The sequence below is a fragment of the Rhizobiaceae bacterium genome (genome assembly GCA_023953845.1).
In the GTDB taxonomy this organism is placed as follows: Bacteria; Pseudomonadota; Alphaproteobacteria; order Rhizobiales; family Rhizobiaceae; genus Arvimicrobium.
In genome coordinates this window covers 4426140-4438393 of sequence record JAMLJC010000001.1, presented here as the reverse complement: position 1 = coordinate 4438393, position 12254 = coordinate 4426140, and the positions used below count along the sequence as shown (strand labels likewise).

Here is a 12254-nt window from a genome sequence, read left to right as displayed (position 1 = left end):
AGACGGCGTCATACCATCCAGAAGCCGGAATTCAAACTGAGACAGCACCCGCCCGGCGGGCTGCTTGACTTCGTTTGCGGTGGTCCCTTATATCGCCCCGCGCCAAGCCACTTGGCTTCAGGCGGGCGATTAGCTCAGCGGGAGAGCACACCCTTCACACGGGTGGGGTCGTAGGTTCAATCCCTACATCGCCCACCATTCATCCGAACGCGTTGCATTGGCATGATCCTCAGGCGCTTTGCCTGGCGCGGCAAAGATGTTAGGAGCGGCGCCAAGACGAACGGACACCACGCCGCCGCATGGATGCCACAGCGCTGAAGATCGAAGCCGCGAAGGTTGCGCTGAGCTATGTCGAAGACGACATGCGCCTCGGCATCGGCACCGGTTCCACCGCGAACGAGTTCGTGAAGCTGCTGGCCGAGCGCGTTGCAGCGGGCCTCAAGGTGATCGGCGTGCCAACGTCCGAACGCACGGCATCCCTTTGCCTCCAGCTCGGCGTTCCCCTGGCGACACTCGATGAAATTCCGAGGCTGGACCTCACCATAGACGGCGCCGACGAGATCGGCCCCGAGCTTTCGCTGATTAAGGGTGGAGGCGGCGCGCTGCTGCGCGAGAAGATCGTGGCCGCCGCATCCCGCCGCATGATCGTCATCGCCGACAAGACCAAGGTCGTCGAGACGCTCGGCCGTTTTCCGCTGCCGATCGAGATCAACCCGTTCGGCCGGCGTTCCACCGAACTCGCCGTCGGAGACATTGCGTCGCGGCTCGGTCTCTCTGGCGTCGTCAAGTTGAGGATGACGCGCGACGCGCCGTTTGTTACAGATGGCGGGCACTACATCCTCGATGCATCTTTTGGCCGCATTCCGGATACAAGAGCGCTGTCGGATGCTCTTCATGCCGTTCCCGGCGTTGTCGAACATGGTCTGTTCCTCGGCCTCGCCCATACGGCGATCATTGCCGGCAGCGACCGCGTCAAAAGCTTGCACGCAACCCCGCATCAGGGAGTTTGAGACATTATGACCTTTGCCCTTCGCGTTCGCCGCTGCTCGGCCGCAATCGCCGCCGTTGCAATGTTGGCAATCGCGTCTCCCTCCATCGCGCAGGAGATTTCCGAAGCGCATCTGAAGGCCGCCCGCGCCGCGGTCGATGCGATCAACGCGACCGACTTCTACGACGATATCCTGCCGAATGCGGCGTCTGCCCTGAAACGGGAGCTGATCCAGAAGAATCCGGATCTCACGGGCGACATCACCACGATCGTCGACTCGAAGGCGCTGGAGCTTGCCAGCCGCCGATCCGATCTCGAGCGCGAATCCGCAATGGCCTTTGCGCGCGTGCTTTCGGAAGACGACCTCAACGCCATCGCGACCTTCTACAATTCGCCGGCTGGTCTCAACCTGCTCAAGCAGGGTCCGATCGCGACGCGCGAGGTCGCGAAAGCCGCCGAGATCTGGCAGAATGGCATTGCGCGTGATCTTGCGGAAGCGGTCGCCAAGGAAATGCAGACCAAAGTGGCGCAGCCGGTGGAAGGCCCTGGGCTCACCGGCGCCGCCGTTCCCGGCGATCCGGCAAAGCCGGCCGAAGGAACGACGTCCAACAACTGACCGGACAAACCGTCTGATCGAGCGAGCCCGGCACTTGCCGGGCTTTCTTTTTGCGCGGGCCACCCCTAACTGTTGCGCGGAAACAATCGGAATCGCGCATCGATGGCACAATACGACTACGACCTCTTTGTCATCGGCGGCGGTTCCGGCGGCGTGCGCGCTGCGCGCCTGACGGCGGCGCTCGGCAAGCGCGTCGCGATCGCTGAGGAATACAGGTTCGGCGGCACCTGCGTCATTCGCGGCTGCGTTCCGAAGAAGCTGTTCGTCTACGCCTCGCAGTTTCCCGAGCATTTCGAGGACGCGGCCGGCTACGGCTGGACGGTTCCGCAGGCAAGCTTCGACTGGCCCACCCTGATTGCCAACAAGGACCGCGAGATCGCGCGGCTGGAGGGTTTTTATCAGGCCGGCGTCGAGCGCAATGGCGGCACGACCTTCAGGAGCCGGGCCATGCTGGTCGATGCGCATACGATCCGCATCGAGAGCGAGAACCGGACGGTCACCGCGGACCAGATCCTGATTGCCACCGGCGGTCGGCCCAATCCGCACGTCGCCCTGCCGGGACATGAACACTGCATTTTCTCCAACGAGGCCTTCGACCTCCCGGAATTGCCGAAATCGATCGTCATCGCCGGCGGCGGCTACATCGCCGTCGAATTCGCCAACATCTTCCACGGGCTCGGGGTCAAGACCGATCTCGTCTATCGCGGCAAGGCGATTCTGAGCGGTTTCGACATGGATCTGAGACACCATCTGCAGAAGACGATGTCGGAGAAAGGTATCACTATTCACTGTGAATCGATCTTCGACAGAATCGAGAAGCGGCCGGACGGACGACTTGCCGCTCATATCAAGGATGGCGGGACGCTTCTGGCCGATCAGGTGATGCTGGCGCTTGGTCGGATTCCCAACACCGAGGGCATGGGGCTGGAGGCGGCCGGCGTCGAACTCGGAAAGGTCGGCGAGATCGTGGTCGATCGCTACTCGCGCACCAATGTAGGGAACATCTGGGCCGTCGGGGACGTCACCAACCGCGTCCAGCTTACGCCCGTCGCGATTCACGAAGCCATGTGCTTCGTCGAGACCGCGTTCAAGGCAAGGCCGACGGCGCCGGACTTCGACGATGTCGCGACGGCGGTGTTCTCGCAGCCTGAAATCGGCACTGTTGGTTTGTCCGAGGACGATGCGGCAACCAGATTTCCCGAGCTGGAAATCTATCGCACCGACTTCCGCCCCATGCGCAACACCCTCTCCGGACGGACCGAGCGCGCTTTGATGAAGATCGTCGTCGACGGCGCGACGCGCCGCGTTCTCGGTGTCCACATTGTCGGGCCGGATGCCGGCGAGATGGCCCAGTTGCTGGGCATCGCCGTCAAGGCAGGCCTCACGAAGGACGATTTCGACCGCACCATGGCGGTGCATCCGACCGCTGCCGAAGAACTCGTGACGATGTACACGCCGACCTATCGGGTCCGTGACGGTCAGCGCGTAAGCTGACAGCCGATGGCGCGCACGCCGCACATCGTGCTCTTTTCAGGCGGCACCGCCTGCCGGAACATAAACATCGCTCTGTCACGCATGGGTGTGCGGCTGACGCGCATCGTGCCGGCCTGGGACAGCGGAGGCAGTTCGAGGGTATTGCGCGAGGCTTTCGGCATGCTGCCGGTGGGCGATGTGCGCCAGGCGCTGATGACCATGGCGCATGGCGAGGGCAGGGCAGGCGACATCGTGAAGATCTGCAATGCGCGCCTGTCCGACACGCTCGGCAATGACGATGCGAGGTCGGAACTGGACTACTACGTCACGGGGGCGCACCCGCTCATTGCGCGGATGGCGCCGCAGATGAGGGACGTGATCCTTGGCTACCTCAGGCTATTCCTGAAGCGCGTTCCCGGCGATTTCGACTTTCGCAACGGTAGCATAGGCAACTTCATCCTGACCGGAGCATTCTTCGCTCACGGTTGCGACATCGACACTGCAATCCTGAAATTTCGGGAACTCTGTTCGATCGAGGGAAACGTCTGGCCGGCCTCCGTTCAGGCCGACGTTCAACTGGCCGCAACGCTTCGCGATGGACGGCGGCTCGAACGCCAGCATCTCGTCACCAGGATGAACGAAGCCGATTCCGGGATCGGTGTCGCGGACATCGAGCTGACCTCGGGCGATGGTGTCATCGAGCCGAACGCCCGCGCGCTGGAGGCCCTGCATGCTGCGGATATGATCGTCTTCGGCCCCGGCAGTTTTTATACGAGCATCCTGCCCCACCTTCTTGTGGATCGCGTTTCGCGGACGGTCAGAGCGAATGACGCGGCGCCAAAAATATTCGTCGGCAATATCCTCGAATGCCCTGAAACGCGGGGTATGGATCTGGCGGAACAGATGGAAATTTTCCTGCGCGCGGCGGGTGCCGGCCCCGGTTTGCTGACCCACGTCGTTAGCAACACCGAACTGTTTCCCTTCGACAAGACCGTCGGCAGGTCCCGTTACCTGCGGCATGGGGAACTCGACGCCTTCTGCCGTCGCCACGGCCTGATCCATATGTCCGGGGATCTGGAGGACGCGTGGACACGCGGGGAGCACGATGGACGCGCTGTCGCCGATCTCCTGCTCGGCATCATTCGGCACCGTCCCGCGCCGCCGGTTTCGTCCAACAGCGCGACATGACGCCGTACTGCCCGCCGCCGCGCGTCAAACAGGTGGAATAGCTATCTCACTTCTTGTATAGAGCCGCGTCCCCTGTGGAGGGGAAGGCTCCCCATCGCGCGGGGGTGCCGGAGCGGGAATGGGTGCTTGAATGACGAAATGGTCGCCGGACTCGTGGAGAAGCAAGCCGATCCAGCAGGTGCCGTCCTATCCGGATGCCGCCGCCCTTGCCGCGACTGAAAAACAGCTTGCGACCTATCCGCCGCTGGTCTTCGCCGGTGAGGCACGCAAGCTGAAGAAGCAACTCGCCTCGGTTGCCGAAGGCGAGGCATTTCTGCTGCAGGGCGGCGACTGCGCCGAGAGCTTTGCGGAGCACGGCGCGGACAACATCCGCGACTTCTTCCGCGTCTTCCTGCAGATGTCGGTCGTGCTCACTTTCGCCGGTTCGCAGCCGGTGGTGAAGGTCGGCCGCGTTGCCGGCCAGTTCGCCAAGCCGCGCTCGGCCGATATCGAGACCAAGAACGGCGCTTCGCTGCCCAGCTATCGCGGCGACATCATCAACGGCATCGACTTCGACGAGAAGTCGCGTATACCAGACCCGGCGCGCCAGGAAATGGCCTATCGCCAGTCCGCAGCCACGCTGAACCTGCTTCGCGCGTTCGCGCAGGGCGGCTATGCGAGCCTCGAAAACGTCCATCGCTGGATGCTCGGCTTCGTTTCCGACAGCCCGCAGGCGGAAAAATACGAGTCCCTCGCCAAGCGCATCACCGAGACGATGGACTTCATGCGGGCCATCGGCATCACCTCGGAAACCAACTATTCGCTGCGCGAGACCGACTTCTATACCAGCCATGAGGCGTTGCTGCTCGGCTACGAGGAGGCGTTGACCCGCGTCGACTCGACTTCCGGCGACTGGTACGCCACGTCCGGTCATATGATCTGGATCGGCGACCGCACGCGTCAGCCCGACCATGCCCATGTGGAATACTGCCGCGGCATCCGGAATCCGCTCGGCCTGAAATGCGGCCCGTCTCTGACGCCGGACGGCCTGCTCCAGCTGATCGACCTGCTCAACCCGGAAAACGAAGCCGGCCGCCTGACGCTGATTGCGCGCTTCGGCTACGACAAGGTGGAGGAGCATCTGCCCAAGCTCATCCGCGCGGTGGAGAAGGAAGGCCGCAAGGTCGTCTGGTCCTGCGACCCGATGCACGGCAACACGATCACCGCCGCCGGCTACAAGACCCGGCCCTTCGAGCGCATCCTGCGCGAGGTCCAGTCATTCTTCGACGTGCACCGCGCCGAGGGCACGCATCCCGGCGGCATTCATGTCGAGATGACCGGCAAGAATGTGACCGAATGCACCGGCGGGGCCCGGGCCATCACGGCCGAGGAATTGCAGGACCGCTACCACACCCATTGCGATCCGCGCCTCAATGCGGATCAGGCGATCGAACTGGCGTTCCTCGTTTCCGATCTGTTGAAGAAGAGCCACGTCTCGCAGCCGCGCAAGCAGGTCGTGAACGGCTGATGCCGGAGAAGCGCACAGCGACGATGTACGCTCGCGTGCCTCATTCGGACTTGTAGAGCATCCAGTTCTTGCTGGCGCCCGCATTCGCCGCGATCAGCATCGAATGCGCGGTGACGCGGTTGCGCCCGGTCACCTTCGAGCGATAGAGCGCGCGATCGGCCTTGGTGTAGAGATCGTCCGGGCCTTCGGCTTCCGATGCCATGCAGACACCGAGCGAAACCGTGATCTGGCCGAAGCCGGTTCCCGTATGCGGGTGGATGAACGGCGTCTGGGCCACGGCATTGCGCAGGCGTTCCGCGATGCCCATCACGGCATCCTCGCTGACCCCGTCCACCACGATTGCGAATTCCTCGCCTCCGGTGCGCGCGACGAATGTCTTGCCGCGAAGGCTCGACTGCAGGATGCCGGCCACGGCCTGGATGATCTTGTCGCCGACGGGATGGCCGAAACGATCGTTGACTTCCTTGAAGCGGTCGATGTCGGCCAGGATCAGGGAGCCGAACATCACGGACTTCTGATCGTTGTAGACGGCCGCGATCTGCTTGTCGAAGGCACGCCGATTGAGAACCTGCGTCAGCGCGTCTGTATCGGCGAGTTTCTTGTATTCCTCGAGCTTCGACTTGACGCTTTCGAGTTCGATCGTCTTCTCGCCAAGCGAATTTGCAAGCTGCCGCCCCTGATCCAGCGTGGTCTCGGTGGCGACCGCCATGACGGATGCGATTTTCGCCACGATCTCCCGCGTGACGACGCGCGGATTTGCCAGGCCGTTTGAGGTCTCGCTGAGGATTTCGCCGTAGCGCTCCAGGCTACTTTTCTCGGTTCGCAGCAGTTTCGCGATGTCTTCGAGCTCATGCGCGATGATCTCGCGCGCCTGCTCGACGATGCGGTGCCCGTGGTTCTGTCCAAAATATTTCTGGCCGAGTTCGTCCAGTTCGGACTGGGTAGGGCGCTTGCTGAGCGAGACGAGATCCATGGCCAGTTCGGGATTCGAACCTGTCAGCGCCTCGTAGAAGATCTCGTAGTTTCGGGGAAAGCCGGCCACGCCCATTTGCCGCATCGTGGCGACGATCGTCGCCACAACGTCTGCCGTCCGTTCACCTTGGACGCTGGCAGCCTGCATTTGATAGTCCACCCGATGCTTTGGTCCGACTGCCGGTCAAGCGAAAAGCGCAGACCAAGAAAGCGCGCGATCAACCAGGCCGTTAGCAGGAATTGAAGCAAACCCAATATGGATCTTATAGCCCTCGACCGCTAATTGTTTATTAAAATCATAGCAATCGCCGGACCTGGGACATGCTGCGGCGTGTCTGGAGAAGGATTCCTGCATGATGGCGCATCGGGTTGCGTGACGTTTGGGCATGGCTTGTCACCGGCTGCGATTTGTCGGATGACGAGGCGAAAGCGGGGTGACTCATGGAACGGCTGATCAAGGCCTTTCAGAATTCGGTGCGGGCATTCCGCAAGCTGGCGCGAACGGAAGCGGCCTTCCAGCAGGAACTCGGCCTGCTCATATTGTCCTTTCCGCTTGCCTGGCTGATCACGTCGAGCTGGCGCGGCTATGCGGTGCTGATCGGCGCGGTGCTGTTCCTGATCGTGGTCGAGGTCCTGAACACCGGCATCGAAGCAGCCTGCGACGCGGTCAGCCGTGAATTCAACATCGACATCCAGCTGGCAAAGGATTGCGGCTCGCTCGCCGTGCTGATTTCCATCGTTCTTGTTGCGGGCATATGGATTTTCGCCGTGGCCGAGCATTTCGCAGGGCGGGCTATCTAGGGCCACCCTTTGATCTGGTCGCGGTCGATGTTGGGTCGCGGCGCGGAGACGTGCTAGGTTCCGGCCCTTTCCACAGAGAGGCCGGTGATGTTCTCCTTCCAGAAGATTCGTGCGCGGGCGGCGGAACGCAAGGGCGGCGAGGCTGCGCTGTCGACGCTTCTTGGCAAGGCGCCGGACAATCGCATAGTCGCCGATCTTCCTGACGACCGCATCCTTTCAGCCATGGCGGAACGAGTCTTTTCCGCCGGGTTCGTGTGGAGCGTGATCGAGCAGAAATGGCCGGGGTTCGAGGAAGCCTTTCTCGGCTTCGAGCCGAAACGGCTGCTCTTCCAGCCGGATGACTTCTGGCACGACCTCGCTTCCGACAAACGCATCGTGCGCAACCCGCAAAAGATACGCTCCGTCCGGGAGAACGCCGCTTTCGTCGACCGGGTCTCGGGCGAGCATGGCGGTTTCGGAAAATTCCTCGCTGACTGGCCCGCCGACGATCAGGTCGGCCTCATGGACTTCCTCGGCAAGAACGGCAGCCGGCTCGGCGGCAATACCGGGCAGTATTTCCTTCGATGGGTAGGCTGGGATGCATTCGTCATCTCGTCCGACATGGCCGCGGCGCTTCGGGATGCCGGACTGGACATCGCCGAAAGCCCGACGTCGAAAAAGGACCTCGCGAAGATTCAGCAGCAGATCAACACATGGGTGCAGGAAACCGGCCTGCCGCGCATGCAGCTCTCGCGCATCCTGTCCATGTCGATCGGCGTCAACCATTCGCCGGAAGAACTGCGGCAGTATATGGGCGAATGACCAAGGCGGTGCTATGCGCCTGAAGCGCTGAGGAAATCCCCGCGACGCCTGTGCGGAGGCGGTCTATCGTTTGACGCGGTGTCGCGATTCGCCCAAGGCTCGCGCGCCCGGGTCCGCCAAGAATGTCCTACCTTCATTTTCTGCGTGAGAACGCGCGCTGGCTTGCGGCCGGCTTTCTGATGACGTTCTTCTCCATCTACGGGCAGACGACGTTCATTTCTCTGTCGGCCGGCGATATCCGTCGGGAATACGAGCTTTCGCATGGCGGTTTCGGCACGATCTATATGATCGCCACCCTCGCCAGCGCGCTGACGCTCACAAGGGCAGGGCAGGTCGTGGACCGCTACAGCGTCCGCCGGGTGGCCATGGTCGTCATACCGATGCTCGCCATTGGCGCGATCGCCATGGGCTTCTCCCATCATGTCGCGCTGCTGTTGCCGGTCATCTATCTGCTCAGGCTGTTTGGGCAGGGGATGATGGTTCACACCGCCTATACGGGCACTGCCCGATGGTTTTCCGCGCAGCGGGGCAGAGCGCTGTCGGTCATCATTCTGGGCCACAATGCAGGCGATGCGCTGATGCCTATATTGTTCGTCAGCGTTGCCGGCGCGATCGGCTGGCGCAACGGCTGGCTGCTGGCGGCGGTAAGCCTGCTGTTATTCGCCCTGCCTCTGGTGTCGTCGCTCGCGGCCGTCAACCGCACCCCGCGCGCGTCGGACCCGACGCCACGCGTCAGCGATGCGCGGGACTGGAAGCGTTCCGAAGTCATCCGCGATCCCTATTTCTATCTGCTGATGCTGGCGGTCATGGCGCCGTCCTTCATCGTCACGGTGATCTTCTTCCACCAGGTCTATCTGGTGGAGAGCCGCGGCTGGTCGATGGAGGCGTTTGCTGCCTCGTTCGCCGTCAGCGCAGCGGTGAACAGCTGCTTCACGCTGCTTGTGGGCCAACTCATCGACCGATTCTCGGGCGTCTCGCTGCTGCCCTTCGTGCTCCTGCCGCTCGGGGCCGCCTGTCTCGTGCTTGGATCGATCGACGCGCAATGGAGCGCTTTTGCCTTCATGGCGCTGCTCGGCGTGTCCAACGGCCTGTCGACCACGCTGTTCGGCGCCGTCTGGCCGGAAATCTACGGCCTGAAGAATCTCGGCTCGATCCGCGCCCTCGTCGTGTCGGCAAGCGTGCTCGCATCGGCCGTCGGGCCAGGGCTCACAGGTTATCTGATCGATCTCGGCGTGAGCTATCCCGGCCAGATCCTTGCGATGGGACTCTATTGCGTCGGCGTGTCGCTTCTAATGGTGCCGGTTTCACGTTTCCTCGGAAAGAGACGCCTGCAGGCTTGAATCCGCCCGAAACGCTGCCCGGTTGGCCAACTTGCCAAGCGCGGGCGCATCGTTTAACCCCCGCCCGCATGAACATAACCGTCCGTTTCGCCCCGTCGCCGACGGGAAAGATCCATATCGGGAACGCGCGCACGGCCCTGTTCAACTGGCTTTTCGCGCAAAAGCACAATGGCCGTTTCGTGCAGCGCTTCGACGACACCGACGTCGAGCGTTCTAAGCAGGAATATGCCGACGCCATCCTGTACGATCTGCACTGGCTGGGCGTCTTCCCGGATGCGACCGAATACCAGTCCCGTCGTTTTCCGCTCTATGATGCCGCCGTCGAGAAGCTGAAGGCCGCCGGGCTTCTGTATCCCTGCTACGAAACGCAGGAGGAACTGGAACTCAAGCGCAAGATCCGGCTGACGCGGCGGCTTCCCCCCGTCTACGGCCGCGAGGCGCTCAAGCTCACCAGGGAGGAGATCGCCGGGTTCGAGAGCGCCGGGCGGCGGCCGCACTGGCGCTTCCTCCTGCCGAACTTCGCCACCGAACCGCAGGAAACACAGCGCACGGAGGTCACCTGGACCGATCTCGTTCGCGGCGAGGAAACGGTGGATCTGGCGTCGCTGTCGGACCCGGTGCTGGTGCGAGAGGACGGCACGTACCTTTATACGCTGCCCTCCGTCGTCGACGATATCGACCTCGGCATCACGCATGTCATCCGTGGCGACGACCATGTCACCAACACCGGCGTTCAGATCGCGCTTTTCAAGGCGCTGGGCAGCGAACCGCCGAGCTTCGGGCACCACAATCTTCTGACGACCGTCAGTGGCGAAGGCCTGTCCAAGCGCACCGGTTCGCTGTCGATCGAAGGGTTGCGGGAGCAGGGTATCGAGGCGATGGCGGTTGCTTCCCTCGCCGTGCTGGTCGGCACGTCGGAGAACATCGTCGCAGCCCGCGACCTTTACGAGCTCGCCGGCCATTTCGACATATCGGCTACTTCCAAGTCGGCGGCGAAGTTCGATCCGGCCGAGCTGATGACGCTGAACCGGACGCTTCTGCACAAGATGCCGTTCGAGGACGCGCGCGAACGGCTCGGCGCCATGACCATTTCCGGCGAGATCGCCGAGCCGTTCTGGAATGCCGTCCGTGGGAACCTCGATACGATCCGCGATGCGGCCCGCTGGTGGGCGATCGTGCGCAAGGGGCCGGAGGCGACCGACGAGATCGGCGAAACCGACCGGGAGTTCCTGCGCCAGGCCTTCGCGCTGTTGCCGGAGGAGCCGTGGAACGGATCGACATGGAAGATCTGGACCGACAATGTCCGCAAGGAGACCGGCCGCAAGGGCAAATCGCTGTTCATGCCGCTGAGGCTCGCGCTTACCGGACTTTCGTCGGGTCCTGAACTGGCGGAGCTTCTGCCTTTGTTGGGTCGGGAAGGAACGTTGGCCCGACGACCCTGATCCGGCGCTCGCCGGGCGGCGGCAGCTTCGCGGCCTTCGGCTTCGTCAATTCGCGCATCTGGCGGATGTCGAGACCGCCTTCGGCGTTGGACAGCGTCTCCGGATCGGCAGCGACGTCCGGGCGGCTCCAGGGATGCGGAATCACCGGGGAAGCGGGGGCTTCTTCCGCCGCAGCCGAGCCGGCGCCGGCTATGATCGAATAGTTCTGGGCCGTCGCGATCCTGCCGCATCCGCACGCAGGCGGCCGCTCCACGTCGGCCCGCCTGTAGAGATAGGCCGTGGACAGGTCGGGATAGGGCTCTTCGGTAGCCGCCGACATCATCGTGCCGACATCCGACCGGCCTGACGGCTGGTAATAGACGCGCATTTCCGTGCCGGGGCAGATCGACTCGCAATTCTGCTGGTCGCGGCCGAAATCGTCACGCGACGACATCGGCGACATCGGGAAGTAATAGCCGTCGCAAGTCCGCACGCACATGGTGCGGTATGCCTTGATGGAATAGTCGTCCTGCTGCGAGGGGATGCTGATCACGTTGTCGTCGCCGCGTACGGCATATTCGATGCTGCTGTTGCCGAGCCTGTCGAAGAGGTTGCCTTCGTTCTCGTCGATCGCGGTCGGCCCGCGCCCAAGCTCCCGCAGGCGATCCGCATACCGGTCTCCCGTACACCCGGCGGCCGCCATCTGCCCTTCGACCATCGCGCGCTCGCGATCGTATCCGTCGCCCGCGCGTCGCGCCAGCAGGTCACGCTTTCGCTGGAGATCGGCGAGATTGGCCTCCATCTGTTCGATGCGCATATTCAGGGCCTGGCACTCGGCGCTGCCGAATCCCAGGACGAAGCCGCAATCCAGTGTCCGCGCGCGCTTCCGCGCGGCCATCAATTCGTCGCGCTGTTCGGCCACAGCGCGCTCGTAGCGGTCGCGGATATCCGGATCGCCTGACGTCTGGAGAGAGGCAAGTTTGGCCTCGAGCCGGCGGCAGGTACGCGCGTCGGCATGTGCCGCCGTGACGGTTCCAACAACCGTCGCCAGCAGACAAAGGCCTGCGAATAGCGTCTGCTTCCCGGTATCCATCGGATTGTGCCCTGCGCGACTCGCGCGGCCGCGCGCTTCAAACGCTATATGGCC

At 63.0% G+C, this 12254-nt stretch carries 11 protein-coding genes and 1 tRNA gene; 10 read left to right on the top strand and 2 right to left on the bottom strand.

Going from position 1 to position 12254, the window contains the following annotated elements; translation table 11 throughout:
• Positions 1 to 123: 123 nt before the first annotated feature.
• The 6 genes from M9955_21905 (at position 124) to M9955_21880 (ending at position 5772) form a co-directional block, all read left to right on the top strand.
• Positions 124 to 198 (top strand) — tRNA-Val (locus M9955_21905).
• Positions 199 to 299: 101 nt separating this feature from the next.
• A complete protein-coding gene (gene rpiA, locus M9955_21900) occupies positions 300 to 1010 on the top strand; it encodes a ribose-5-phosphate isomerase RpiA (protein ID MCO5084298.1) in 711 nt (236 codons plus the stop codon).
• Positions 1011 to 1016: 6 nt separating this feature from the next.
• Positions 1017 to 1604, top strand: a complete 588-nt coding sequence (locus M9955_21895) for a DUF2059 domain-containing protein (protein MCO5084297.1) — start codon at positions 1017 to 1019, stop codon at positions 1602 to 1604.
• A gap of 102 nt (positions 1605 to 1706) precedes the next feature.
• The gene (gor, locus tag M9955_21890) at positions 1707 to 3098 is read left to right on the top strand and encodes a glutathione-disulfide reductase (GenBank protein MCO5084296.1); all 1392 of its coding nucleotides are present in this window, start codon (positions 1707 to 1709) and stop codon (positions 3096 to 3098) included.
• A 6-nt stretch (positions 3099 to 3104) separates the two neighbouring features.
• Positions 3105 to 4265, top strand: a complete 1161-nt coding sequence (locus M9955_21885; protein ID MCO5084295.1) for a YvcK family protein — start codon at positions 3105 to 3107, stop codon at positions 4263 to 4265.
• A gap of 130 nt (positions 4266 to 4395) precedes the next feature.
• Positions 4396 to 5772: a 3-deoxy-7-phosphoheptulonate synthase class II gene (locus M9955_21880; GenBank protein ID MCO5084294.1), complete on the top strand. Its 1377-nt coding sequence runs from the start codon at positions 4396 to 4398 to the stop codon at positions 5770 to 5772.
• Between the two features lie 40 nt (positions 5773 to 5812).
• Here M9955_21880 and M9955_21875 read toward each other — a convergent pair whose 3' ends face one another.
• Positions 5813 to 6892: a GGDEF domain-containing protein gene (locus tag M9955_21875; GenBank protein MCO5084293.1), complete on the bottom strand. Its 1080-nt coding sequence runs from the start codon at positions 6890 to 6892 to the stop codon at positions 5813 to 5815.
• Positions 6893 to 7185: 293 nt separating this feature from the next.
• On the opposite strand from M9955_21875, the gene M9955_21870 reads away from it, so the two are divergent.
• The 4 genes from M9955_21870 to gltX all read left to right on the top strand — a co-directional run bounded on the left by M9955_21870 (position 7186) and on the right by gltX (position 11128).
• Entirely contained in the window at positions 7186 to 7545 is a 360-nt protein-coding gene (locus M9955_21870; protein ID MCO5084292.1) for a diacylglycerol kinase, read from the top strand.
• A gap of 87 nt (positions 7546 to 7632) precedes the next feature.
• Positions 7633 to 8346 carry a DNA-3-methyladenine glycosylase I gene (locus M9955_21865; protein ID MCO5084291.1) on the top strand — a complete coding sequence of 238 codons (714 nt, stop codon included), beginning with the start codon at positions 7633 to 7635 and terminating at the stop codon, positions 8344 to 8346.
• A 122-nt stretch (positions 8347 to 8468) separates the two neighbouring features.
• Positions 8469 to 9686 carry an MFS transporter gene (locus tag M9955_21860; GenBank protein MCO5084290.1) on the top strand — a complete coding sequence of 406 codons (1218 nt, stop codon included), beginning with the start codon at positions 8469 to 8471 and terminating at the stop codon, positions 9684 to 9686.
• A gap of 68 nt (positions 9687 to 9754) precedes the next feature.
• Entirely contained in the window at positions 9755 to 11128 is a 1374-nt protein-coding gene (gltX, locus tag M9955_21855; protein MCO5084289.1) for a glutamate--tRNA ligase, read from the top strand.
• Here the strand turns inward: gltX and M9955_21850 are convergent.
• Positions 11046 to 12200 (bottom strand): DUF2865 domain-containing protein, encoded by a 1155-nt coding sequence (locus tag M9955_21850; protein MCO5084288.1) that lies wholly within the window; start codon positions 12198 to 12200, stop codon positions 11046 to 11048. The two genes, gltX and M9955_21850, sit on opposite strands and share 83 nt — an antisense overlap.
• Positions 12201 to 12254 lie beyond the last annotated feature (54 nt).

Bases quoted from the DNA above. Each gene is read 5' to 3' on its own strand.
- M9955_21870 (MCO5084292.1), top strand. From the start codon at position 7,186: ATGGAACGGCTGATCAAGGCCTTTCAGAATTCGGTGCGGGCATTCCGC.
- gor (MCO5084296.1), top strand. From the start codon at position 1,707: ATGGCACAATACGACTACGACCTCTTTGTCATCGGCGGCGGTTCCGGC.
- M9955_21850 (MCO5084288.1), bottom strand. From the start codon at position 12,200: ATGGATACCGGGAAGCAGACGCTATTCGCAGGCCTTTGTCTGCTGGCG.
- M9955_21880 (MCO5084294.1), top strand. From the start codon at position 4,396: ATGACGAAATGGTCGCCGGACTCGTGGAGAAGCAAGCCGATCCAGCAG.
- rpiA (MCO5084298.1), top strand. From the start codon at position 300: ATGGATGCCACAGCGCTGAAGATCGAAGCCGCGAAGGTTGCGCTGAGC.
- M9955_21885 (MCO5084295.1), top strand. From the start codon at position 3,105: ATGGCGCGCACGCCGCACATCGTGCTCTTTTCAGGCGGCACCGCCTGC.
- M9955_21875 (MCO5084293.1), bottom strand. From the start codon at position 6,892: ATGCAGGCTGCCAGCGTCCAAGGTGAACGGACGGCAGACGTTGTGGCG.
- gltX (MCO5084289.1), top strand. From the start codon at position 9,755: ATGAACATAACCGTCCGTTTCGCCCCGTCGCCGACGGGAAAGATCCAT.
- M9955_21865 (MCO5084291.1), top strand. From the start codon at position 7,633: ATGTTCTCCTTCCAGAAGATTCGTGCGCGGGCGGCGGAACGCAAGGGC.
- M9955_21895 (MCO5084297.1), top strand. From the start codon at position 1,017: ATGACCTTTGCCCTTCGCGTTCGCCGCTGCTCGGCCGCAATCGCCGCC.
- M9955_21860 (MCO5084290.1), top strand. From the start codon at position 8,469: ATGTCCTACCTTCATTTTCTGCGTGAGAACGCGCGCTGGCTTGCGGCC.